We start from the raw sequence: 24,465 nt of genomic DNA, 5'->3' as shown, positions 1-24,465 counted from the left end.
TTTCCCGGCGGCAGGTTCCTGCCGCCGTGGCCCGGCGGGCGGGCCGCTGGCCGACCCTTTTCCCATGCAGACTGCCGGCCTGGTCAGGGTCACCATCACCACACCGCACCGGCGCATCGACATGGCGCTGCCGGAACACGCGTCCGTCGCCGAAATCCTCCCCGGCCTGCTCGCGCGGGCGGGCGAGGGGATGGCGGACGACGGGGTCGCCGGCGGCGGCTGGCAGATGCGCCGCGCCGACGGGACACCCTTCGATCTGGACCGGACGCTGGGCGCGCACCGGGTCCGGGACGGGGAGATCCTCCATCTGACGCCGCGCCGCGCCGAATGGCCCGAGCCCGAGTACGACGACCTGGTGGACGCGATCGCCACCGGGTCCGGTCGTACCGGCAAGGCATGGGGGCCGCGGCACACGCGGCAGGCCGGGCTGGCCGTCGGCGGGGTGGCGATGTCCTTCGGCCTGCTCGCCGTACTGCGCGCCGGCCCGCCGTGGACGTCACCGGCGTCCTGGGCGCTGGCGGTCTCCGCGCTGCTTCTGGCCGCCGGTGTCCTGCTCGCGCGGGCACTGCGCGACGCCGGTGCCGGGGCGGTGCTCGCCGCCGTCGCGCTCCCGTTCGCCTTCACCGGCGGCGGGCTCCTGCTGGCGGGCGACGACCCGATCGGCGCGCTGTCCGCCGGCCATCTGCTGCTGGCGAGCGCGGCGCTGCTGCTCGCGGCCGTCGTCGGCCATCTCGGGGTGGTCGCCGCGCCCGAACTGTTCGCGGGCGCGGCCACCGTCGGCCTGCTCGGGGTACTCGGCGGCTGGCTCGCCACCTTCGACGACCTCGCCGGGTACCGGTCGGCGGCCGTGCTCGGCGGCGGGGTCCTCGTGCTCTCGACCACGTTCGCGCCGCTGGCGCTGCGGCTGGGCCGGGTGCCTATGCCGGTGCTGCCGCGCTCGACCGCGGACCTGGTCCGCGACGATCCCCAGCCGCCGCTCGATCTCGTGCACGCCGCCGTCGCCAGGGCGGACGCGCTGCTCACCGGGATGCTGGGCGGCGCGGCGATCGTCGTCATGTACTGCCAGCTGCAGCTGATCCGCGGCGACAGCGAGGCCGCGGTCGTGCTCGTCGCCCTGCTCGCGGCCGGTTTTCTGGTGCGAGCGCGGTTGTACCCGATCCTGCGGCAGCGGCTGCTGGTGCTGGTGACCGGGATCTTCGGCGCCGGCTGCCTGCTGGCGGGCCCGCTCATGGCGGACCGTTCGCTGCTGCTCGTCCTGGCCGGGCCGCTGTCCTTGGCCGTGGCGGCGGGCGTGATCGCCTCCGGTGTCGTGCTGAGCACCCGCGCCGCCAACCCGTATCTCGGCCGGATCGCCGAATACTTCGAGATCCTGCTGACGATCGCCGTCGTCCCGGTGGCGTGTTCGGTGCTCGGGCTGTACGGCTACGTGCGCGGGCTGGGGGGCTGAAACCATGGCGTCCAAACGGGATCAACTGCAGGCGTACCAATTCCTGGTGCAGCGCGCCATCTCCGCGCTCGTGACGAGGGAGACCGATCCCGAGCAGCCACCGTTCCGGCGGCCGTCCGGAGCCGCGTTCGCCAGTGTCGCGGTGGCGATCGTGGCGCTGGCGTGCGTCGGGGTCTACGGGATGATCGTGCCCGGCGGGAACAACGCCTGGCGCAAGAACGCCGCCGTCATCGTCGAGAAGGAGAGCGGGACGCGGTACGTCTACCTGGACGAGCGGCTGCACCCCGTCGCGAACTACGCGTCCGCCCTGTTGCTGCTCGGCGAACACGGCACCACGGAACGGGTTTCGCGCGAATCACTCGCCGGAGTCCCGCGAGGGCCCCGGATCGGCATCGCCGACGCGCCGGACGGCCTGCCCGGCCCCGAAAAGCTGCTCACCGGCTCGTGGTCGCTGTGTTCGGCGCCCGCGAGCGACCTGGCGGGCAGCCGCATCGAGGAATCGGTACTGCTGGCGGGCGCGGCGCCGTCCGGTGGCGCGGAGCTGGGAGACCAGGCGCTGCTGGTGGAATCGACGTCGACCGGTGACCGGTTCGTCGTGTGGCGAGGGCACCGGCACCGGATCACCGACTACGGCGCCGTCGGCACCGGCCTCGCGTTGACCGCCGAGCCGTGGGCGCGGGTGGGCCGGGCGTGGCTCGACGTGCTCCCGGAAGGTACGCCGATCGGGCCGCTGCCGGTGGCGGCGGCGGGCGAGGTGTCCGCCGCGGTGCCCGGCCGGACCGACATCCGGAACGGGATGCTGTTGCTGGTGCAGACCTCCGGCGGCGGGCGGCAGCACTACCTCGCCGAGCGGGATGCCTTGCGCCCCATCACCGAACTGCAGTACGACGTCCAGCGCGCGAGCGCCCAGATGCTCGCGGCCTATCCCGGCGCCGAACCGAAGACCGTGGCGCTGCCGCCTTCGCTGGCGACCATGTCCCGGCAGCTGGACCCGGTCCGCGCCGAAGCGGGCGCCGCGCCCGCCACCCGTCCGGCCATCGCGCGCCTGCGCGACCAAGACGCCACCGCGTGCGCCACCTTCGGCGACGGCTCCGCGGCGCCCTCGCTGACCGTCGATCCCGCACTGCCCGCCGCGGACCCGATGTCCACCACCGCCCGCCGGACCGCCACCGGGACCCCGCTCGCGGACCGCGTCCACGTGCCGCCCGGCAGCGCGATCGTCGTCGAGGCGATGCCCTCGCCTTCCGCCGCCGCCGGAACGCTGACCGTCGTGACCGACATGGGGCGCCGCTACCCGCTGGCTTCACCCGACGTGCTGAAGATGCTCGGCTACCCGTCGGCGCGCCCTGTGCGGCTGCCCGCCGGCCTGGTCGCGCGGCTGCCCGAAGGCCCGAGCCTCGACCCGGCCGCCGCGCGGCGCCAGACCCTGGGCGGCTGACCGGCCGCCATTCGCGTGTCCCTAGGCGTAACTCGCGTGTTTGGAGGCGTAACTCACGAGTTACGCCTCCAAACACGCGAGTTACGTCTCCAAGCACGCGAGATACGTGAAGGCCCCCTTCACTGCGCTGGACGCAGTGAAGGGGGCCTTCACGTACAAACGGTTCAGCGAGTGGCCGGCCGCCAGAGGTCTTCGTCGAGCATCTGGACCGAACCCGACTCTGACTCACCCGGCCGCTGGCCGCGCGTCAGCGTGAACCCCGTGTCCGGATTGCCGTTGGCGGCCCGGCCACGCAGCTTCGCCGGAACGCCGTCGCTCCCGCCGGAGGACGTCCTGCGCGACGCACCGTTCCGCCCGACCGGCTGGTCGTTCGACGACGGCCGGAGCGTGCTCGCCGTGTTCTGTCCGCCGGCGTGCGGCGGCGCCATCGGCGACATCGGGCCCGTCGCCGCCTTCGCGGTGGACGAGCTCGCTGCCGCCGGCTGGATTTCGGACGCGAGGCTGGGCGCCTTCTTCGTCCCGATCGGTTTCGCCGCGACCGGGAGACCGGCCATCCCACCCGCCGCGCCGATACCGCCGAGCAGCCCCGTCGGGACCGGCGGTGCGCCCGAGCCGCCGGGGATTCCGCCGAGGCCCGGGACCGCCCCTGCCGCGGTCGGAAGGGGGGCGAGCCCGGCGAGCGAAACACCTGACGTCCCGTCGTAGCCGGGGATTTCCGGCATCGAGGCGTCCGTTCCCGTTCCGCCGCTTCCACCGCCGACACCGAGCGACTCGGCCAGACCCTGCACTTCCGACAGCGCGTTCATTCCCGCTTCGGCCGCCTTGATGAAGTCGGCGGGCGAGTTCCCTTCCGTGGACGCCTGCGGGGTCTCGGGCATCAGATGGTCGGGCTGCTGGATCCCGGAAGCCGAGACGACCTTGAGCATCGACATGTCGAACTGCGCGCCGAGCGCGGTCATGCGCGCTCCCGAGGCCTGCTGGATGAGCGGAGCCGCCCAGGCGGTCAGCGGGTTGGCGATCGCCGCCATGTACTGGCTGTGCAGCAGCGACACCTCCTGCATCGTCTCCTGGATACCGCTCGCGAGAGTCGTCAGTGTCTCGGCGGGCTGAGCGAGATCGATCCGCTCACCCCAGAACCGGAGTTCGGCGAGTGAGCGTTGCGCCCGTTCTTCGTGGGCGCGGCCCGCGTCGTCCTGCCACGTCGGCGAAAGCTCGCCCACCCGGGTGTGCAATTCGGTCGACGCGTTTTCGATCCAGGTACGGGATTCGGTCCACATACGGGCCGCGTCGGTGAGAACGGCGACGTTGGCCTGCTCGGCCGTGATCATCGCCAGATGCGCCTCGATCGGCAACAGGTTGTAGGGAACAGCCATGATCAGCTCCTCAGACCAGGTCCTGCGGGGCGCCGCCCGCGGCCGGGTCGGCCGGTTTTTCGGTGGTGGTGGACGGTTGTTGCACGGTGCCCGCCGTCTGCTTCACCAGATCGATGCCCTGTTTGAGCACCTTGGTGGCGGACGTGGCCAGCTCGAGCGCACTGGTGACGTCCGCCGCGCTGTAGGTGATCGCGGCGGTCTTGACCTTCGTCGAGTCGGTGACCATCTCTTCGGTCATCTTCGCCATGAACGCGGCCATGCTCGCGGTGGCGGCCTTGTCCAGCACCGACATCGCGATGCCTTCGAAGAGGCCGGTCAGATTCGGCGGTGTTCCCAGCCGTGCCAGCGACGGCGGCATCTCCGGGGCGGTGAGCTTGCTCGAGTAAGCGCTCATCGACTCGGTGTCCGCGTTGATTTGATCAGGCATCTACCCCTCCTCACTGTCCGGCGCGATAGCGCGGACCACTGTCTTCCTGTTTGACCTGCCACAGCTCCTCGTCGAGCAGCTGGACCGTGTCGTTCTCCCGGTCCCAGCGGCGCGGCGCGGGAGCCGGTTCGGTTGACCGGTCGACCGGGCGGCCACGTCCGGACCGGCCGAGCAGGGAAACCCCCGGCGTCACGCCGGGTTTGCGGTCCCGGGACCGTCCGGTGGCGCTGTGCTCGGCCGCGCCGGGTTTGATGCCGTTACCGGTCCGCGCTCCGCCGTGCTGCGGTTGCTGCTGTGCCGGTGGCATCGCGCCGGGAGTGCCCGCCGTGCCGGTGCCGCCGGAACCCGTGGCGGAAAAGGAAGCCGCCACCGGGAAAGCGGCGTTGCCTGCACCGCCGGGTGCCGAAGGGTTGATCGGCGTCGTCGGGGCGGGCGCTCCACCGGCTCCGCCCGCCGGACCACCGACCGGGCTCACCCCGCCCCCGGCGAGGCTCGGCAGGCCGGAACCACCGTCGAGTCGGGCGAGCCGGTCCGCGACCTCCGCGGGGGTGAGCGAGTCTCCCGGGGCGAGCGGATCGATCGGGCTGAGCGGCGTCGGGCTGGGGGAGCCCGAGCCGCCGCCCAGCAGCTGTTGAGCCGACTGCATCGCCTGGCTCAAGGCGTCCAGGGCACCGGGTGCCGCTTCGAGAGCGTCCTTGACCGGATCCGTCGTCTCCGGGACCTCTTCCTCCGTGGGGCTGGGTTCCTGTGGCTGCGGGGAAGAAGGCGCGGGCGTGGCTGTGGGAGAAGCGGCTCCGGAAGCGGGAACGCCGTTCGTGGCCGGTCCGGGCTGTCCCTTCCCGGACGTCGCACCGAGCGGGCCTTCCCACGGCAAGCCGACGGCTTTCTGCATGGCCAGCGCCGCTTCCTGGTACTTCGGGCCGAGCTTGGTGATCTCGTCGGCGATCTTCGTTTCGATGTCCGGCCGCTGTTTCCCCCTGTCCTCTTCGGACAGTCTGTTGTAGAGGTCGATCTGGTCTTTCGCGAAGTTCTGGGCCGCGCAGAGTGCCAGGTTCAGGGTGTTGACCTTGTCGAGCACCTCCGACGCGGTGGTCTGCTTCTGTGGTACCGGGAGCCCGACGGTCATCATCGACGTGACGATCCCGCTCGGGTCGATCCAACTCCGCATGACGGTGGTGTCCCGGCTCACCCGCGCCATGAACTGGCGTCCGGCGGCGTCGGGCCACCGATCCTGGGTGACGAGCTGATTCGCTTGCTGGTGGAGGAGAGTCGCCTGCCCGTCGATCCAGGCCCTCGCGTCCCGCCACAGGTAGCCGATGGCCACCAGCTTGGGGACGTGGGTATGCATCTCCGCCGTGAGCTGCCCGTACATTTCCTCGAGGGACGCCATGAGATCCCCTCAGCGCTGTCCGGCGCGCGGTGCGGCGAGCCGGGGGTCGATTTCCGTGTGGGCCTCCGGATTCCGCGAGACGAAGGTGTTCAAGATCTCCTGGCGGGCGGCTTCGTCGGCGCGGATATAGCTCGCGGCCGTTTGCTGGACGAATGCGCTGTACGCCGTGAATCCCTGCTCGACCTGCGTGATGAAGATCTGCAGTTGCTGGACACTGTGGTTTTCCGCGGCAGTGAGGTGCATGCAGAGGTTGTCCAGCCCACCGGGGCATGCTGTCGACCCGTCGAGCCTGGAGATGTTGCTGACCGGCGGCTGCTCGAGGCTGCCCATGACCCGGGACGCGAACTCCCGCATGGCGTCGGTGTCACCGTTGATCTCGTCACCGCTCATCGTGACTCCTCACGTCGTTTTGAGGAAAGGCAACCACTTCCGGGCTCCCGGCCGGGGGTGGCGACAGGAACCGGTCATTCCCGCTCCGGGAGCCACGCGAGTTGCACCAGGCCCTTCTGGCCGCGGCGGTCCACCAGCCAGCCACGTCCCGGAGGCAGGACCTGCGCTCGCATTCCGCCCAGCAGCGGGCCTTCGTCACGATCGCCGGACATCATCAGGCCGGGGGTGCCCACTTCCCGCAACCTGCCGAGGAAAGGCTCGAACAGGCCGCGGCCCGCGCCACCGGTCCGGCGGGCCAGCACCACGTGCAGTCCGATGTCCGAACCCTGTGCGGCCAGCGGCAGCAACGCCATGAGCGGATGCTCCTTGTGCGTCGCAACCATGTCGTAGTCGTCGACGAGCACGAAGATCTCGGGTCCCTCCCACCAGTTCCTCTTCCGTAACTGCTCGGGGGTGACGTCCTGTCCCGGCAGCCGCTTCGACAGTGCCTTCGCCGTCTCGAGGAGCATTCGCCCGCTCTGCTCGTCGTTGGTGCCGTAGCCGAGAAGGTGGTCCGCGCCCACTTCGCCGAGCAAGCTCCGGCGATGGTCGACCAGGATGATTCGGGCTTCGTCCGGGGTGTAGGCCTTCTGGATCCGTTTGGCGAGCACCCGGAGGAACGACGTCTTGCCGCTCTGGGTGTCGGCGAGCACGAAGAAGTGCGGGTCCTTGGCGAAGTCGAGCCGCATCGGCGACAGGTCGCTTTCGTGGATCCCGACCGCGAGCCCCTGCTCCTCGCCGTCCGTGTTGTCGGTGGGAGGAAGCTCCTCGTACGGCAGGATTCCCGGCAGCAGCCGGACCGACGGCGCGGGTTCACCCGGCCACGCCGTCTTCACCGCTTCGACGAGCGCGCCGATGCCGTCGGCGAGGTCGTCCGCCTCCGCGACACCGTCGACACGGGGCAACGCGATCAGCATCTGGTGCCCGCTCATGGCGATGCCGTGCCCCGGCGCGTCCGCCGGAACGCTCATCGCGGCACGCCGGTCGATGACGGAGTCGATCGGATCACCGATCTTCAGCTCCAGTCTGCTGGCGAACAGGTCACGGACGTTCATCCGCAGGTCGAACGAGCGGGAGCACGCGGCCACGACGTGCACGCCATAGGAAAGGCCGCGCGCGGCGATGTCGCCGACCGTCTCTTCGAGTTCCGGGAAATCGCTGCGCAGCGTCTGCCAGCCGTCGATGACCAGGAAGACGTCGCCATGCTTTTCCGCGGGGAACCGGTTTTCGGCACGCAGCCTGCGATAGGTGACGATGCCGTCGATCTGCTGCTCGGCGAACAGCCGTTCCCGCTGGGCCAGGATCGTCGACACCTCGGCCACAGTCCGCCGGACGGCGCCGGTGTCGAGCCGGCCCGAAACGCCGGCGACATGCGGCAGGCCCGCGATCGACGCGAGCGTTCCCCCGCCGAAATCGAGGCAATAGAACTGGACTTCGCGAGGCGTGTGCGTGAGCGCGAGGCTGGCGATCAACGTCCGCAACACCGTGCTCTTCCCGGTCTGCGGAGCCCCGATGACCAGCACGTGCCCGGCGGCGCCGGCCAGGTCCAGGACCAGCGGGTCGCGCCGCTGCTCGAACGGCCGGTCCACGATGCCCAGCACCGGCCGCAGCGAACCGCTTTCACCGGTGGAGAGCCCGCGCCGGGAATCGGCGACCAGCGGGGGCAGCAGCGCGTCCAGGGTCGGGGACTCCGCCAGCGGTGGCAACCAGACCTGATGAGCCGGGGTTCCCCGCCCTTCGAGCCGATCGACCAGGATGTCCAGCAACGTTTCGCCGACGGCGGTGTCGTCGTCCGGCTCGGTGGACTCTTCCGGCTCGATGTCGAATTCCTCGGCGACGTAGGCCGTGGTGTACTCCTGCAACACCAAGCGTTCCCCGGGGTTCGTGGGCACGCTTCCACCGGTCGCCCGCTGGTACACGCCGGAGACATAGGCGGAGCGGAACCGGTCCATCGGCTCCGTACCGACCTTGAGGAACCCGTGCCCGGGCGCGCGCGGCAGTTTGAAGGCGTCGGTGACCCCGAGCACCGCCCGGCTCTCCATCTCGGAGAACGTGCGGAGCCCGACCCGGTAGGACAGGTGGGTTTCCAGGCCACGCAACCGGCCTTCTTCGAGGCGTTGCGAGGCGAGCAGGAGATGGACGCCGAGCGAGCGCCCGACCCGTCCGATTTGGACGAACATGTCGATGAAGTCGGGCTTGGCGGACAGCAGTTCGGAGAACTCGTCACAGATCACCAGCAACGTCGGCACTTCGGGCAGCGGCGCACCCGCGGCCCGCGCCTTTTCGTAGTCACGCAGGGAGGAGAAGTTGCCGGCCGCCCGCAACAGTTCCTGACGGCGGATCAGCTCGCCGTTGATCGCGTCGGTCATCCGGTCGACCAGATGCAATTCGTCGGCGAGGTTGGTGATCACCGCACTGGTGTGCGGCAACGCGTCCAGCCTGGCGAAGGTGGCGCCGCCCTTGAAGTCGACCAGCGCGAAGTTCAGCGAGCTCGGTGGGTGGGTGACCGCCAGCGCGAGGACCAGCGTTCGTAGCAGCTCCGATTTCCCGGAGCCGGTGGCCCCGATGAGCAGGCCGTGCGGCCCCATGCCGTCCTGCGCCGACTCCTTGAGGTCGAGTTCGATCGGGGCGCCGTCGGCCTGGATGCCGAACTGGACCCGGAGCCGGTCCCGGTTCGGCCTCGGCTCCCAGGTGTCGGCGGGATCGAATTCGTATGGATCGCCCAGTTCCAGCAATTCCGCCAGCCCGAGTTCGGTGCTCATCGGGGCCTCGCCTCGCAGGCCCGCGGTCAGCCGTAGCGGTGCCAGCTGGCGGGCGAGCCCTTCGGCGGCAACGGGACCCAGCGAGTCGGCCTTCCCCAGCGGGGCCTCACCGTCGATCGTCTCGCTGAGCAGTCCGCCGTCCGCGTCGACGGCGAGTACGACGGTGGTCCGGTCCAAGGCCCTCGGCGGCATCGTGGTCAGGTCGACGACTGTCACGCCTTCGACACCGCCCCCGGTCATGAGATGGGACGAGCCGGTGACCGCGCCGCCGTCGAGTACCACCACCAGATGCGGTCCGGCCAGCCGGACGTCCGCTTCGGGGTCGAACCTCGGCCGTTTGGCCAGTTCCTCCTCCAGCATCGACTCCAGCGCGGGAATGCTCGGCGCCACCAGGCGAAGCGGGCCGAGCGCGTCCGAACGCTCGGGATGCAGGGCGTGTGGCAGCCACTTGGTCCACTCCCAGCCGGCCCGGTGCTCCTCGTTCACGCAGACTGCGACGCGCAAGTCGTCGGGGGAGTGCAGGGTGACCAGCTGCCCCAGTGCCGCGCGCAGCATGCCGAGCGCGGCGTCCCGGGCTCCGCGCAGGTAGATCCGGCTGAAGCCGTTGATCGCGATGGCGATCGGCAGCCTGTCCACAGTGGAATAAGTGGTGATGAACCGGCGCAGCGCCAGCGCGGACAACGGTTCCAGCTCTTCGAGCGGTTTGGTGTCGGGAGTGACCAGGGTGGTCGCCGGGTTCTGCGCGCTCAGCCCGATGCGGGCGACGCCGAAGTCGGGGTCCTCCTTGCGGCGTTCCCACAGGCGGTAGCTTCCCGCCAGAGACCACAACGAGGCCGGGTCCGGATGGAGGTATTCCATCGCCTCGCGCTGCTTGCGGATCGATCGCCGTAACCGCAACCGATGCTGGGCCAGATGCCGCAGGTACTTCCGGCGGGCGTGCCCCATTTCCCGTTTGCTCGGGCCACCACCCTGCAGGAACCCCATGACGACCATGCCGAGCATGCCGACGCCCATGATCCCGTAGATCGCGAAGCGCATCGACCCGTTCATGCTGCCGGAGTACATGAGCAGCATCCCGGCCGTCATCGCCACCATCGGCAGCACCATCAGCACCTGGGCCCACTGCCGCGCGGGCGGGGGCGGGATCTCCGGCGGTGGCTGAAGGATCAGCTCACCGGACGGCATCTCCGGGCCCGGCCTGCGGGTGGGGCGCTTCACCACGACTGTCGACACGAGAACGATCGTCGGCCACCGCGGCGGCTCCGGGACCGCGCTGGCAGGAAGCTGCCGACCACCGGAAAGCGCCTCGATCGCTCACTAACTTGGCGAAGGTAAGGAGCACCCAATGTCGTGGAATGGAGGATGAAGTGAGCTATTTCTCCGGCGATATCGCGTCGATGGCCGCATACGCGGCGAAGACGCGGGCGATCGGTGAGGACATCAACGCACAGGTGCATTCGAGTCTCGGCGCCATCAAGGGGCTCAGCTCGAGCTGGAAGGGGAAGGCCAGCCGAACGTATGAGGGCACCGAGATCGTCAGGCAGGACAACTGGGGGAGGAACACCGAAAACGTGGACCTCATGTCCGACAAGATCACCCAGGTCCACGTCAACTACGACGACGTGGACAACGAGTGGAGTAACGCCATTGGCTCGGTCATCAACTGATCGTACCGATTGAAAGGGAGAGTAAATGTTCGACTCGCTCATTTCGGCGAACTTCGGAGACCTGCATGCGATCGCGGGTAACCTGCAGAGCACGATGGCTCAGCACAGCCAGTCGCTGGACGACCAGCGTCACGAAGCGTTGCGTTCGCAGGAGTTCTGGGAGGGCCAGAACAACATCGACGGTTACGCGGCGCTGATGCGGGACCAGAAGATCGCCGGTGAGGACATCGAGTGTGGCCAGCAGAAGGGCGTGGTCACCAATGGCGCGGCCGACGGTTACGAGCACACTGTCTCGAAATGCAGTGCCTTGTTCGGCTGATCGTGATCCTCGCCCATGAAGAATCCCCGGAGCACATCGCTCCGGGGATTCTTCATGGGCGAGGGTCAAGGCTCGGAGATCAGGAAGACCTGCTCCGGCGGTTCGACGACGGCGGGCTGATCGGGCACCGGCTCCGCACGGGCGGGCCGCCAGCGACGGCGGCGTCCGCGCGGCACGACGACCGCGAACAGCGCGGCCAGCACGATCCCGGTCACCGCGGCGATGGCGAGCCACTTCGCGATCTCGGCCGCGCGTTCGTCGGCGGCTTCCCGGTCGAGCCGCGCCTGGTCGGGTGGTGACGGGATGAAAGCGGGCAGGGCCGCGGGTTTCTGCGGATCGAGCCCATCGGTCACCGCCCGATACGGATCGACCAAGCCGGCCCCGTAGGCGGGACTGCCCCGTCCACCACGGGCCGGGTTCGCCGTAGCCATCAGCCGTTGCGCGACTTCGGAGGCACTGAGGCCAGGCCAGGCGGAGCGCACCAGCGCGGCCGTGCCGGTCACGAACGGGGCGGCGAAACTCGTGCCGTCGACATAGGCGTGGCCCGCCACTCTCGTCCCGGTCAGGACCTTGGCTCCAGGGGCGACGAGGTCGACGTAGCGACCGACCTGGGAACCCTGGATCCGCGCGCCGTCGATGTCCACCGCGCCCACCGCGAGCACTCCGGGGTAGGAGGCGGGATACGACGGCAGTTCGGTGTTCGCGTCCCGTTGTCCGTTGCCCGCCGCGGCCACCACCAGGACGTCTTTGGCGACCGCGTACGCGACGGCGTCACGGATGACGGCGAAATCCTCGTGCCCCGACAACGAAAGGTTCATCACCCTGGCGCCCTGGTCCGCGCCGTACCGGATGCCGTTGGCCACGACCTGGGGGTCGATCCGCAACGACTCGCCCTGGTCGCCGACATCGCGATCGCTGATCCGCACCGGCAGGATCCGCGCGTCCGGTGCGACTCCGTGGAAACCGATACCGGACACAGGATCCGCGGCGGCGATGGCGGCCACCCCGGTGCCGTGGGAGACACAGTCGAAGGCGCCGGGAAAGGTACCGGCGAGATAGAAGTCCCGGCCGGGGAGAACCTTTCCCGCCCGCTGGAGCTGTGGGTGGTCGGCGTCGACGCCGGAATCGACCACCGCGATGAGGACCCCACCGCCCCGGCTGTGCGGCCATGCCCGCTGCGGATCGAGGACCTGCTGCGCCCAGGGCTGGGCCGGTATGGCGGACCTCGCCGGTTCCGGGTTGTGACAGGCCCCCGGCGGGGGCGCCGCCTGAGCGAGAGGCGCGGCTCCGAAGAACGGGGCGGTCACGGCCAGTGCGGCTGCGGCGAGAGTGCGTTTCATGGGTTCAGCTCCCGACTGGCGTCGCGTAGTGGTGGAGGATGTCGGTGAGTTGCTCGAACGGCGTCGAAGCGCCGCCGTCGAACCGGCACCAGACGGCTTTGCGGTCGCCGGCGCCGAGGAGCCGCACCCGTGCGGCCGGCGTCCGGTGCGCGTGTGCCACTCCGACGGCGGAGACGAGTTCATGTCCGAAGAGGACTCCGTAGGGCAGCGCGGGCGGCGCCGGGATCGTGGAACGCACGCCGTGGGTCCGGCCGGGGGCCGCTCCGACGGTCATCCGCCTCGCGGTGCCCGCGCATTCGGCGGCCAGATCTTCGATGCGGCGGGTATCCACCGATCCCGCGGCCGGTCCGCTGATATGGAGCTCCTCGACGACGTCGTCGTCCACTCGGGACACCCGCAGCCGCCCGGTCATCCCCTTCCCGACGACGACCAGCGAAACGGGTCTCGGCGCCCGCGCGAAGCAATGGGCGGAGACGTCGGCGGCGGACCAGGGTTCGGTGACCGGTTCCGCGACACCCCAGCCGAGCGGCCCGGCGCCGGTGAGCGCACGCATCACGATTTCGGTGCTCTTGCCGAGCCGGAGCGGTTCCCCCGCCGGGAAGGGGGTGCTGATCTGGACTTCGAGGTCCCCGCTGCCCGGCGAGTACTTCCGCGGCGGAGGGATCGTCGCGCCGGCCTCGGGGACGAACCTGGTGCCGTTCCAGTCCAGGGGCAGCCCCAGGAAGCCGTCGCGATGCCCACCGTTCGCGTCGCGGACGACCCAACCGGCGCGCGCGTCGCCAAGCAGCGACTCCAGCGGGAAGGTGAGGCCACTTCGCTCACCGGTGACGAGTTGCAGCACTCGCCCGCTGTCGACGGCCGACTTGGCGGCGTCGACGAGCCAGGTGGATGCCGGGACCACGTCACGGAACTGTTCGACGACGATCGCTTCGGACGTCGCGCGGGCCCAAGCGCCCAGCTGCCCGTTCATCGGCTCGACCACGACGATCCGCCGGTCGCGGCGACCAGGGCGGTGGTGAACTCCCGTGCGATCGCCTCCGCCTCGGTGTCGTCTTCCGGTGCCCGGCTTTCCACCCACCACACCGGTGGCGGCACGTCGATTCCGAGCAGTCGCCGCACTTCGCCCGGTACCCGGACCGTCCTGCCGTTCTCGATGGTCAGCACCACCCGTCCACCGGGATTCCGCAGCAGGAACAGCATGCGGTCTTCGTCAACTTCCACTTCGGACAGTGGGCTCGCGGCCCGGATCGCCGAGATCAGCGCGTCGGCATCGGGTTCCCGGCGGCACAGGCCGACGACGTCGAAGGTCATCCGGTCGGCTCCTTTCCTCGTCCCCCATGGTCGTGCGCCGGGCGACGCGACGAACCCGAGTGACAGCAACAGGTCACGCGGCCCCGCGAACCGCCGGATGCGGACAAGCTGATCCGGACGCGAACAGGGGAGGTGCCATGGATTCGCCGTTCCAGCTGGACATGCGGGCCGAGTACGGGCGACTGGCCCAGGACATCCGGTCCACCCAACGGAGGATGGCCGAGATCCGGGCCACCGCCGAATCGGACGACGGGCTGATCGGCGTGACCGTCGGCGGGGCCGGTGAGCTCATCGAACTGTGGCTGGACCCACGGATCTACCGGGCGCCCGATTCGGTCGCGCTGGCGCGGGACATCACCGAGACCTTCCACCGGGCCGTCGAACGATCCCAGGAGGAGGTCATGGAGATCGTCGCGGGCTTTCTGCCCGCCGACGCCACTCCCGAGACGACGGACCTGCGCTTCGACCCGCTGCTGCACGAACTGGACCGGAGGCTTCGATGACCGGCATCGACCGCGACGGTGACGGCAAGATCGACATGCTTCCCGGCGAGACGGTGGCACAGCTGAACAGGCTGCGCGCCGCGGGTGACGAACTCGGCCCGGCCTGGGTGCTCCAACGGGGCAAGATCGACGTTCCCGGGCAGATCGGCACCGGCCCCTTGGGGCGCGCCTTCACCGCTCTCTACACGACACCGAGGACCGCGGTGGCCTCCGCCATGGACCAGGTCCCCGGAATCTACCGGCAGCTGGCGGACAACGGCGGCCAGGCGGTGCAGGCCTATCAGGCCGTCGACAGCACCATCGCCGGCCGGTTCGACCGGTGACATGACCGATATCGTCGAGCCGGACGGGGACCTCTGGAACTGGGTGGTCCAGAACGGCGGCCAGACCAAGGAAGCCATCTGGCCCTCGGACAGCGAGACCGCCGCGTGGGATCTGGCCACGGCGTGGACCGCGTCCGCGAACGCGCTGCGTGCCGCCGTCCAACTCTCCGACAGCGCCGCGGCGGAGCTGCGCAAGGTCTGGACGGACGCCGCCGGTTTCGAGCTGTTCTACGCCATTCACTCCTTGAACAACGGTTCGTACGGCGAACCGGGGGTCAAGGAGATGGCGGTCGCGATGGACAGCCTGTCCGCGGCCTGCCGGGATTACGGAAACCTCATCGTTGCCGCGAAGCACGCGATCAGGAAGCACATCTCCGACAACAACGAACTCTTCGACCGGTGCACCAGCTGGGCGTCGCGGACGGTTTTCGCCATCCAGGTCGCCGCCCAGATAGCCAACCTGATGACCGAGTACGCGGGCAAGGTCGGAAAACCGGCGGGGGAGGAGACCAAACAGCCGAAGAAGCCGCGAGAGGGATTCCTCGGCGGACTCGTCGACGGCTTGGAAGAAGTCGGCTCGTTCTTCGTCGGAATGTGGGAAGGCGCGGTCGAGATGTTCGTGGGCTTCGCCGCGCTGGCGGGCTACGGCGACGGCCACTTCTCCTGGTCCACGTTCGGTGATGCGTGGAAGGGACTGGGCAAGTTCGGCCTCGCCGTGGCGACCTACTCCACCCCGGGACTGGCGCAACTCGACCAGACCGTCGGCCTCCCGGGATTCGACCGCGGTGAGATGGGCTCGACGTTGGTCGAGGCGGGCAAGACGATGGTCGCCTGGGACACCTGGAGCGAAGATCCGTCCCGGGCGGCGGGTAAGACCACCTTCAACATCGCCAGCGCGGTGCTCGGTACCAAGGGCGCGGGCGCGGCGATCCGCGGTGCGGGAACCGCGGCTGCCGGGAGCAAGGTCGGTGCCGTCGCGGCAGCGGGCCGCGTCGCCGAAAAGGCGGGGACGGCGATCACGAAGATCCCCACCGGAACCGAGCTGGCGGCCAAAGCCGTCCGCAAGATCCCCGGTGTCGACTCGCTGCTCGCGAAGGTCGGGCTCGGGCATTCGCCCGTCGAGGTTCCGGCGCACGCCGGGGACGCCCCGCCTCCGCCGCACAACCCGCGTACACCCGATGAGACACCGGCGGCGAACCCGCCGGGTGACCGGACGCCGGACGGGCCACCACCACCCGAGGGACCGCCGAACCGGCCGCCCGGTGACAGGACACCGGACCACGTACCCGATGAACGGCGGCCAAGCAGGGCACCCGACGAACGAGCCCCTGTACGGGAGCCAGACCCCTCCAGGCGACCCGAACCTTCGCCCCGTCCTGACCCTTCGCCGCGGCCCGAGCCGTCGCCGCGGCCCGATCCTCCGACGCCGCCAGAGCCTTCGACGCGACCCGGTTCGGTCGGTGAAGCGATGGAACAGGGCCCGCATCGCACATCCGGAACCGAACAGGCTTCCCCTGCCCCCAAGGCGAACGAGACCCCCGCACCGGGTCGGGATCCTGAGACCGCGCCGACGGCCCGCGGCGAGAACCCAGCCGCTTCCGAAGCGCCGTCCCATCACTCCCAGACGGGGAGTCCCGAAGCGACAGGACATCGCGCGCGGGACGCCGACGAGCCGACGGCCACCATCAATCGCGAGACCGGTGAAGTCAGGATGTCCGACCGGGTCGATCCGGCGGACACACGCGAACACCTGGGGCTCCCGGAGAGGGAAACCGTCCGGAAGGCGCAGGAGGATTGGGCGGCGAGCACGCCGGTCAACCCGCAGACACCGAGGCAGAAGGGCCTCTACACCGTCGCCAGGGTGCTCGGCCTCGTGCACACCGTCGAGGATGCCGCCGCAGGTCACCCCGCGCTGCCCACCACCAAGGTCACGGATACGCCTCCGGCCAAGGACTCCACCCCGAAGGACAAGGAAACGACGCCCGAGGAGCCTGCCCCGCCCAAATCCCTGCCGGACGGTGATCCCGGACTACCGCCGCGGCACGACACCACCCTCGTCGACATCGACCTGGACGCAGATCGACCTCGCCCGGCCGAGCATCCTGAGTCCGCTCCGAAGGGCGAGCCTCAGCTGGCCGGGCTAACGCCTTCCGCCGGGCCGGCGGCACGCGCTGAAGGCCCGGTGCCGGAGGCGCCGCGGCCGTCCACCCGCTCGCACAGCACGGCCACGGGCTCGGGGGGCCTGTGGCCGGAACCCGGGCCACGCCGCCCGGGATCGAGGATGCCGATGGGCGATCCTTTCCTGGACCTGAATTCCGGGCGGCCGGGGCCCCCGATACGAGGCGGAGACCACCCCCGGCATCCGCAGCCGGCGCGCGCGCCGGACGGGGACGTCCCTCCACCACGGGACATCGATTCCGTCATCAATCCGGATGATCCCGCGACACCGGGTGGAAACCACCATGACGGTGGTGACACCGGGGATTCACCGCCTCCACGTGAGGACACCGGTGTCCCGGACCAGGATCCACTCGCCCCGCATCGCGCTCCCGACCCCGACCTGGACCCACAGATCCAGACGAGGTGGCACGAGCCCGGATTCGACCGGGTGGAGCCGAGGCATCTGGGCGAGAACGATTCGTTCTTCGCTTCCGCGGAGAGCCTGAGCCCTCGCACCCGGTACGACGTCTACGGTCCCGAAGGCACCGTACGGAGCCATGCCTACACCGATTCCCGAGGTGTGGTGACGCACGTCGAGGCCGTCGTGCCGAACAACCGGAACCACATCAACCCGGAAGTCGCCTGGCCCGCCCGCAACGCCGACTACCGGGTCCAGGCAGGCCACCGGGTGGACTCGTTCGCGACGAGAGCCGACGGCACGACTCACACCACGACGACGGCGATCCCGGTCGACACCGTCCACGGCGAGCAGTTCGTGACCCGCAACGCGGACGTCGAAGAACCGGGCATCCCGTCGAAGACGGTGCGAGTACCGAACGAAGACGTTCCCGCGCCCAAGGTCGACGAACCGTTCAGTCATCGCACGGATCTGCATCCGGACACCCGGTACCACGTCGTCGACGCCGAAGGCAATCCGCGCGGGACCTTCCAGACCGACGGAACCGGCAAGGTCAAATGGATCGACACCGATCAGCATCCGGGCAGGACGAACCCGGAACTGGCGAACCGGGTCGGCGACGCCAACTACCGGGTCGATCGCGGGCCGATGCACCAGGAATACCGTGTCGACGCCGACGGGATCCCCGAGCCCGGGGTGAAGTACGAACGACCCCGCACGGAGGGGCCGCCAGTGCACCACGACCGAGTGGTCGGCCAGACCGACGCCTTCAACCGGATGCACACGGACGCAGCGGGCAACCCCAAGCTGGACGCGGACGGAAACCCGACCCTGGAGCCGAACAGGGCACATACGGTTACCGACGAGTATGGGCAACCACGCGCGACCCACTACACCGACGCGGACGGGAAGATCACCCACGTCGAGGCGGAAACCGGCCAGCGCGGGCGGACGAACCCGGAGATCGGGCACGGTGACCGGATCGGCGCGGACGTCACCCAAGACGGTTTCTACGGGACCAAGAGGGCGAAGAATCCCGAAAGCACCTGGCCGAAGCCCGACAACGAGGTCACCTACAACGCCAAGGACAAGACGTTCTCGGGTGGGAAGACCGGCGACTGGACGCCCCGGCAGCACGAGCAGGTGACGAAGAACGTCAACGGCAAACGCGGCAATCAGTTCACCAATCGGACCGATCTGCCACCGAACACGCGGTTCACTCTCCTCGACAGGGAGGGCGCGCCCTATGGAACCTTCCAGACAGGACCCACCGGAGCGGTCACCCATGTGCACACCGGGAAACCGTTCGACGCGGACCTGAATCAGCCGCCGAGGTCGGCGGTGGTCAGCGTGGACGACGGCACCGCCTTCCACCGCACCGACGCGCGGGGCAACACCGTGGCGACTTCCGGCGTACCGGACCCGGACGGCTACACCCAGTTGCGCCGGGACGGGTCGGCCCAGTCGGAGGTCGGCGCCCTTGGTGGCAAGCAGACACCGCCCAACGGCAAAGAAAACCACAACCTCGATGACGGTGGTCACCACCGCGGCACCGCTCGTGGTGGCGGCGGCGAGGCGATCAACCAGGGCACCCAAGTACGGTCGCAAAACCAAGGACAGAGCACTCCGCTGACCCACCGGGACGACACGTTCTACATGAACGAGCGGAACCAGGACGCCGCGGGCGATGTCGTTTGGGAAGATGTCTTCGAGCTTCGTGACCGCGGGGTGGACGACGCGCATTCACGCCACGTCCGGTGGCGAGAAGTCGACGAAAACGGCAGGACGACCATCCACGTGAGGAGCTTCCCCAATGACCACAACGTCGAACTCTGGCCCAGGGACTTCCGGGGCTGACGACGATCCGGTCGAGCTGGAGCAGCGGGTGGGGAACGCGCTCGTCGACCTCGTCGGGGAGAGCGGCTGGCGCCGTATCGACCTGATCAGCCGGATGACCGTCCCGGTGCAGGACCTGGCGCTCACCGTCCTTCGCGACGACGGTTCGACGCTTGAGATCGCCCCACCGGTGGAACTGAACCGGCCTCTGGCGCGCTTGCGTGTCGCGCAGTACCGGCGTGCTCCGGAGCGGGGCGCCTGGTTCTCCGCGCGGTTCACCCTCGAGTCGTCGGGTGCGTTCTTCCGCAGCTACAACCGCGATTACGAACCGGAGTGGAATCCGGCCATCGAGGATTCGAACTACGCGGAGGATCTCAAGCTGTTCGCGAGGGAGCTCGAACACACGCCGGAGTGGCTGCTCGACAAGCTGCCCGAATGGAAGGACCGCCCCGCTCCGCCGGAAAAGGACGTCACCGAGCTGATCCCGCTGAACCAGGCGCTGGTCGGTGAGGTGGTCACGGCGTTCCGCGATCACCTGACCCAGCGTCTTCCGGTCGACTGGCAGCAGCTCTTCGTCGATTTCCGTTCGGTCGGCGGCTATGTGGAGATCCATGCCCAGGTGATGACCGTCTTCGGGCAGATGATCGAGTGGGAACCCCCGGGCGCTGTCGAGTTCTTCACCGGTCTGCGGGCCGACATGTACAAGCCAGGGGAAGGAACTTGGACGTCTGTCAGGTTCCATCTCGTGGTCAGCGGGAAGTTCAGCGCCGAATACGACTGGTACGACGAGCCGGACTGGGATCACCGCCCGGACGCACGATTCTTCCAAGAGGAACTGCGGATGTACCCGCGCGAGGCCGAGCACGTTCCCGGCTGGCTGCGCGACGGCGCGGCCGCGGCGGGCACGAAGAACCAGTGAGGCCGGCGCCGTCTCCGGTCAGTTCGGGCTGACCGGTAACCGCAGTTCGAAAATCGCGCCGCCCTCGTCCGCGTTGTACACCGCGAGCGTGCCGCCGTGCGCCTGCGCGACCCAGCGCACGATCGACAGCCCGAGCCCGGAAGACCCGCCGGTGCTGGCGAACCGGTCGAACGCCTCGCCCGCCAGCGCGGTGTCGATACCCGGGCCGTGGTCCGCGACGGTCACGGTGCCGCCGGCGACGGTCAGGTGCACGAACGCCTTCGAGCCCGGGTGGCGGCCGTAGCGCATGGCGTTGTCGAGGAGGTTGCCGATCGCCCGTTGCAGCAGCGCGGGATCGGCGTTGACCTTGGTGGGCGCGGCGGTGACGGTGACTTCGGCGCCTTCGGTCGCGGTGTCCTCGACGATGCCCACCACCAGCTGATCGAGCCAGATCGGCTGGATGCTCAGCTGTTCCACGCCGGCGGCGAGCCGGGCGCGGACGAGGAGATCGTCGATGATCCCGCCCATTCTCGCGGCGAGCCGGACGGTGCGTGGCAGGAGTTCGGCCGACTGCGCGGGGTTGGCCATCGCGGTTTCGGCGAGCGCGCGCAGGGCGGCGACCGGGGTGCGGAGGTCGTGCGCGGTCTCGGCGAGCAGGACCTCTTGCTGCTGCAAGGCCGCGGCCGCGGGGCGGATCGAGCGTCCGGACAGCAGATGACCCGCGAAGCCCAGTATCGCCACCAGCAGCACGGTGCCGCCGATCACCAGCAGCGTGAACGTGGTGTGCGCGGAATCCTCGGCCTCGGTGGACTGCACCGCCACGACGGCCGCGAAGGTCTTGCCGTCACTGTCGCGCAGCGGTTCGGCGCGGACCTTGACCAGGTCGCCGTTCGACGCCTTTTGATGCCCCTGCACCAGCTTGCCGGACTTCACCGCCTCGGTGGCGAGCCCGTTCAGCAGTTGCGTGCTCATCGGGACGCAGTCCGCCCGCGAAAAGTGCGGCTGGAACGCGGGCGCCGCGCCGGGCAGGATCGCGAACTGGGGGCAGCGGTCGTTCAGCACGTCGGTGTTGACCAGACCGAAGCCGACGGTGCCGTCGTCGTAGGCGACCAGCCTGCTGACCGACGAGGTGACCTGGGTCAGCGCGGCGTCGATCCGTTCCTCGCCCTGGTCACCGTCCTCGCTGATGAGCAGCCACGCGAAGACGACCAGCCCGAGGGTGTTCATCACGGTGAACAACGCGGTCAGCGTCCAGCGCAGTTTGCGCAGCCGATCGGCCGAGGAGTGGGTGTTCACCGCGAGCCCAGCCGGTAGCCGAGGCCGCGGACGGCGTGGATCAGTTCTGGTTCCTTGAGCTTGCGCCGCAACCGCTTCACCACCACATCGACCACATTGGACATCGGATCGGCCTGCGCGTCCCAGCAGTGCTCGATCAGGTCGGCCCGCTGCACCGGCAGGCCCGCCCTGGTCAGCAGGTATTCGAGCACCGCGTACTCCTTGTTGGTCAAGGTGAGCAGCACGCCCGCCCGGCGCACCTCGCGCCGCGCGCAGTCCATCACCAGGTCTTCGTGGTGCAGCACCGAGGGCCGGTCGAAGGCCGACCGGTGGCAGAGGTTGGCCACCCGTTCCGTCAGCTCGGCCATCACGAACGGCTTCACGAGGTAGTCGTCGCCGCCGTGCTCGAACCCGGCCACCCGGTCGGCGAGCGCGTCACGGGCGGTGAGGAACAGCACCGGCGCGCGCCAGCCCAGCTGCCGTCGCATGTGGACGTAGGAGATGGCGTCGCCGTCGGGCAGCATCCGGTCGAACACCACGCAGTCGTGGTGGGTGCCGCGCAGCAGCCGGTCCGCGGTCGCGATGTCACCGGCCTCGTCGACGGCGTAGCCGGCCGCGCGGAGCTGCATGACCAGCGCTAGCCGCAGATTCTCGTCGTCTTCGACGACCATCACCCGTGTCATCAAAACCTCATGTTCGGACAGCGAAAGTAGACGCGTGCAGTTCCCGGTGCCCCTGAACGCTAACGCGTCGGGTGCCCGAGGCCGCCCGTGCGGCGGGAACTGGCATGAACAGGACGTCGTCGGCGGCACCGCGCCGGGGGAAGAGGGAGGTACCTGCGATGACCGTGCAGACCGGCCAGCTCAGTCTGGTCACGGGAACGGGCCCGGGCAGCGACCGGGCGGGGCTCGGCGAGCTGCTCGCGGAAGCGACCGGCGAGGTGCTCGTCATGAGCACGGGAACGGACACCGCGTTCCAGCGGATCGCGCTCGGCGGCGTGCGGCCCGGCGTGCGGCACAAGGTGCTCTTCCCCGATTCCGCGCGGATGTCCGGCGCGCTCAACCGGATGTCGCGGGCGGGGGCCGAGGTACGGACCGACGCCGAGATCCCGATGGACGCGCTGGTGATCGACCGGACCTCGGTCGTGCTCCCGGCGGAGGGCAGGCAGGCCGGTTCCGCGGTGTTCCGGCTTCCCGGCGTGGTCACCGCGACGGTCGGGCTGTTCGAGCGGATCTGGCAGGCCGCCGCCCCGCTCGTCCCGCTGGATCTCCCGGACGACGGGAACGCCTCGATCCTGACCTGCCGCGAGCAGGAGCTGCTGACGCTGCTCTTCTCCGGCACCACCGACGAATCCGCCGCCGCCCGCCTCGGTGTCTCGGTGCGCACGGTGCGCCGGATGGTCGCCGACATCATGAACCGGCTCGGTGCGCGCAGCCGGTTCCAGGCGGGCGCGAAGGCCGTCGACCGCGGCTGGCTGATGGCGAAGGCCGGCTGATGACGACCTCGACTCCCGGCCGCGTCCTGCTGGTGGCCCGGCGGCCAGGCGCGTACCCGACCATCGGCGACGCCCTGACGGAAGCGTCCGACGGCGCCGTCATCACCATCGCGGGCGGGGAATACGCGGAAACCGTCGAGCTGTCCGGTCTCCGGGTGACCTTGGCCGCGGCGGACGGCGCCACCGTCGTCGTCGACGGCCGGGGCGCGGACCGGCCCGTTTTCCGTGTCACCGGCGGAGCGCTCGCCCTCGACGGAATCGAAGTCCTGGCGGGCGGCGCGTCCGCGATCCAGTCCCACGACACGGAACTCGCGGTCCGCGACTGCACCGTCTCCGGCGGGCGCGGCCCGGCGATCGCGATCCGCGGCACGACGGCGTTCACCGTGAGCGGTTGCGTGATCTCGGGGGCGGAGCAGGGGATCGTCGTCGACGGCTCGCCAGGGCGGATCGAGGACACCACCGTCGAAGACGTGACGGGCGACGGGATCACCCTCGGGCAGGGCGCCGATCCGGTCGTGCTGCGCTGCACGATCACCGGCTGCGGGCTGCGGGGGATCTACGTCTACCAGTACGCCCGGCCGGTCGTGGAAGGCTGCACCGTCTCGCACACCGGGCACGAAGGAATCGCCGTCGCGCACCACGGCGTGCCGGTCCTCAAACGATGCACGGTCACCGACACCCGGGGCCCGGGGATCGCCTTCGCCTCCGGTTGCGGTGGCGAGATCTCCGGTTGCCGGGTCTCGAACACCGCGGAACCGGGTGTCGCGATCGCCGAAGGGGCGACGCCGACGATCGGTGACACCGCGGACCCCGGCGCCGTGGGGGACGACGAGCTGGACGAGATGCTCGCCGAACTCGACGGGATGATCGGCCTTCCCGGCGTCAAGGAAGAGGTCCGTTCCCTGGTCGACGAGCTGCAGGTCAACGAATGGCGCCGCCGGGCCGGGCTGCCGGTCGGCGCCGCCGGGCACCATCTGATCTTCGCGGGCGCGCCCGGCACCGGGAAGACGACGGTCGCCCGGATCTACGGCAAACTCCTGAAGGCGCTGGGAGTCCTGCCGGTCGGCCAGTTCCGCGAGGTTTCCCGCCGGGATCTCGTCGGGCAGTACATCGGGCACACCGCGGAGAAGACCGCGACGGTGTTCGAGGAAGCCAAGGGCGGCGTCCTGTTCATCGACGAGGCGTACACGCTGACGCGGCTCGCCGGCTCCGGCGGCGATTTCGGCCAGGAGGCGATCGACACCCTGGTGCCGTTGATGGAGGAACATCGCGACGAGGTGGCGGTGATCGTGGCCGGGTACACCGGCGAGATGGTCGACTTCCTCGCCGCCAACCCCGGTCTGGCGTCGCGCTTCGGCAAGACGATCGAGTTCGAGAACTACAGCCCCGACGAGTTGCTCGCCATCTTCGGGCGGATGGCGTCGGCCGGCGACTACGAAGTCGATCCCGCCGCCGGCCCGGTGCTGACCGGCCACTTCCGGCGCGTTTCCGGCGACGTCAACTTCGGCAACGCGCGGGACGCGCGGCTGCTGTTCGAGAAGGCGCGCACGGCTCAGTCACAACGTTTGCGGCTGCTGGGCCGGATGCCCGCGATCGAAGAACTGCGCGGGTTGCACGTGGCCGACGTCGAGGCGGCCATCGCACGATAACGTGC

20 protein-coding genes are annotated in these 24,465 nt (G+C 69.7%); 10 read left to right on the top strand and 10 right to left on the bottom strand.

The genetic code is table 11. From position 1 onward, the window contains the following. The first annotated feature begins 64 nt into the window (after positions 1–64). Together eccD and eccB are read left to right on the top strand one after the other, a co-directional pair. Positions 65–1,447, top strand: a complete 1,383-nt coding sequence (eccD, locus tag ACOCEP_RS01950) for a type VII secretion integral membrane protein EccD (RefSeq protein WP_482335459.1) — start codon at positions 65–67, stop codon at positions 1,445–1,447. Positions 1,448–1,451: 4 nt separating this feature from the next. Continuing rightward, a complete protein-coding gene (gene eccB / locus ACOCEP_RS01945; protein ID WP_482335458.1) occupies positions 1,452–2,885 on the top strand; it encodes a type VII secretion protein EccB in 1,434 nt (477 codons plus the stop codon). 164 nt (positions 2,886–3,049) lie between these two features. Here eccB and ACOCEP_RS01940 read toward each other — a convergent pair whose 3' ends face one another. The 5 genes from ACOCEP_RS01940 to eccCa all read right to left on the bottom strand — a co-directional run bounded on the left by ACOCEP_RS01940 (position 3,050) and on the right by eccCa (position 10,499). Next, positions 3,050–4,258 (bottom strand): hypothetical protein, encoded by a 1,209-nt coding sequence (locus ACOCEP_RS01940; RefSeq protein WP_482335457.1) that lies wholly within the window; start codon positions 4,256–4,258, stop codon positions 3,050–3,052. 10 nt (positions 4,259–4,268) lie between these two features. Then, positions 4,269–4,685 carry a hypothetical protein gene (locus tag ACOCEP_RS01935; protein WP_482335456.1) on the bottom strand — a complete coding sequence of 139 codons (417 nt, stop codon included), beginning with the start codon at positions 4,683–4,685 and terminating at the stop codon, positions 4,269–4,271. 10 nt (positions 4,686–4,695) lie between these two features. Continuing rightward, positions 4,696–6,075: a hypothetical protein gene (locus tag ACOCEP_RS01930; RefSeq protein ID WP_482335455.1), complete on the bottom strand. Its 1,380-nt coding sequence runs from the start codon at positions 6,073–6,075 to the stop codon at positions 4,696–4,698. A 9-nt stretch (positions 6,076–6,084) separates the two neighbouring features. After that, complete coding sequence (locus ACOCEP_RS01925) at positions 6,085–6,465, bottom strand: hypothetical protein (protein ID WP_482335454.1); 381 nt, start codon at positions 6,463–6,465, stop codon at positions 6,085–6,087. A 74-nt stretch (positions 6,466–6,539) separates the two neighbouring features. Continuing rightward, entirely contained in the window at positions 6,540–10,499 is a 3,960-nt protein-coding gene (gene eccCa / locus ACOCEP_RS01920; protein WP_482335453.1) for a type VII secretion protein EccCa, read from the bottom strand. 134 nt (positions 10,500–10,633) lie between these two features. On the opposite strand from eccCa, the gene ACOCEP_RS01915 reads away from it, so the two are divergent. Continuing rightward, on the top strand, positions 10,634–10,933 hold the full coding sequence (locus tag ACOCEP_RS01915; RefSeq protein ID WP_482335452.1) for a WXG100 family type VII secretion target: 300 nt from the start codon (positions 10,634–10,636) through the stop codon (positions 10,931–10,933). A 25-nt stretch (positions 10,934–10,958) separates the two neighbouring features. Next, positions 10,959–11,252, top strand: a complete 294-nt coding sequence (locus tag ACOCEP_RS01910; RefSeq protein ID WP_482335451.1) for a hypothetical protein — start codon at positions 10,959–10,961, stop codon at positions 11,250–11,252. Between the two features lie 65 nt (positions 11,253–11,317). Here ACOCEP_RS01910 and mycP read toward each other — a convergent pair whose 3' ends face one another. The 3 genes from mycP to ACOCEP_RS01895 are packed head-to-tail and all read right to left on the bottom strand — an operon-like array spanning position 11,318 to position 13,903. Then, the gene (gene mycP / locus ACOCEP_RS01905) at positions 11,318–12,592 is read right to left on the bottom strand and encodes a type VII secretion-associated serine protease mycosin (protein ID WP_482335450.1); all 1,275 of its coding nucleotides are present in this window, start codon (positions 12,590–12,592) and stop codon (positions 11,318–11,320) included. 4 nt (positions 12,593–12,596) lie between these two features. Continuing rightward, positions 12,597–13,562: a DUF6177 family protein gene (locus ACOCEP_RS01900; RefSeq protein ID WP_482335449.1), complete on the bottom strand. Its 966-nt coding sequence runs from the start codon at positions 13,560–13,562 to the stop codon at positions 12,597–12,599. Continuing rightward, entirely contained in the window at positions 13,559–13,903 is a 345-nt protein-coding gene (locus ACOCEP_RS01895; protein WP_482335448.1) for a hypothetical protein, read from the bottom strand. Before ACOCEP_RS01895 ends, ACOCEP_RS01900 begins: the two co-directional genes overlap by 4 nt. 137 nt (positions 13,904–14,040) lie before the next feature. Here ACOCEP_RS01895 and ACOCEP_RS01890 point away from each other — a divergent pair, with 137 nt between their 5' ends. Genes ACOCEP_RS01890 through ACOCEP_RS01875 form a run of 4 tightly spaced genes read left to right on the top strand, consistent with a single transcriptional unit; the run spans position 14,041 to position 20,062 of the window. Continuing rightward, the gene (locus tag ACOCEP_RS01890; protein ID WP_482335447.1) at positions 14,041–14,406 is read left to right on the top strand and encodes a YbaB/EbfC family nucleoid-associated protein; all 366 of its coding nucleotides are present in this window, start codon (positions 14,041–14,043) and stop codon (positions 14,404–14,406) included. Further along, positions 14,403–14,729 (top strand): WXG100 family type VII secretion target, encoded by a 327-nt coding sequence (locus tag ACOCEP_RS01885; RefSeq protein ID WP_482335446.1) that lies wholly within the window; start codon positions 14,403–14,405, stop codon positions 14,727–14,729. The genes ACOCEP_RS01890 and ACOCEP_RS01885 overlap by 4 nt, the downstream gene beginning before the upstream one ends. A gap of 1 nt (position 14,730) precedes the next feature. Continuing rightward, a complete protein-coding gene (locus tag ACOCEP_RS01880) occupies positions 14,731–19,164 on the top strand; it encodes a WXG100-like domain-containing protein (RefSeq protein WP_482335445.1) in 4,434 nt (1,477 codons plus the stop codon). Next, positions 19,121–20,062: a hypothetical protein gene (locus ACOCEP_RS01875; protein WP_482335444.1), complete on the top strand. Its 942-nt coding sequence runs from the start codon at positions 19,121–19,123 to the stop codon at positions 20,060–20,062. Before ACOCEP_RS01880 ends, ACOCEP_RS01875 begins: the two co-directional genes overlap by 44 nt. An 18-nt stretch (positions 20,063–20,080) precedes the next feature. Here ACOCEP_RS01875 and ACOCEP_RS01870 read toward each other — a convergent pair whose 3' ends face one another. Both ACOCEP_RS01870 and ACOCEP_RS01865 read right to left on the bottom strand, forming a co-directional pair. Beyond that, a complete protein-coding gene (locus ACOCEP_RS01870; protein WP_482335443.1) occupies positions 20,081–21,337 on the bottom strand; it encodes a sensor histidine kinase in 1,257 nt (418 codons plus the stop codon). Continuing rightward, positions 21,334–21,999, bottom strand: coding sequence for a response regulator transcription factor (locus ACOCEP_RS01865; protein ID WP_482335442.1), 666 nt, complete (start codon positions 21,997–21,999; stop codon positions 21,334–21,336). Before ACOCEP_RS01865 ends, ACOCEP_RS01870 begins: the two co-directional genes overlap by 4 nt. Positions 22,000–22,157: 158 nt before the next feature. Here ACOCEP_RS01865 and ACOCEP_RS01860 point away from each other — a divergent pair, with 158 nt between their 5' ends. Both ACOCEP_RS01860 and ACOCEP_RS01855 read left to right on the top strand, forming a co-directional pair. Further along, complete coding sequence (locus ACOCEP_RS01860; RefSeq protein ID WP_482335441.1) at positions 22,158–22,811, top strand: helix-turn-helix transcriptional regulator; 654 nt, start codon at positions 22,158–22,160, stop codon at positions 22,809–22,811. Next, entirely contained in the window at positions 22,811–24,460 is a 1,650-nt protein-coding gene (locus tag ACOCEP_RS01855) for a right-handed parallel beta-helix repeat-containing protein (RefSeq protein ID WP_482335440.1), read from the top strand. Before ACOCEP_RS01860 ends, ACOCEP_RS01855 begins: the two co-directional genes overlap by 1 nt. The last annotated feature ends 5 nt before the right edge of the window (positions 24,461–24,465 follow it).

The organism is Amycolatopsis sp. CA-211722, from assembly GCF_056828465.1.
This window is presented reverse-complemented; position numbering and strand designations above follow the sequence as displayed.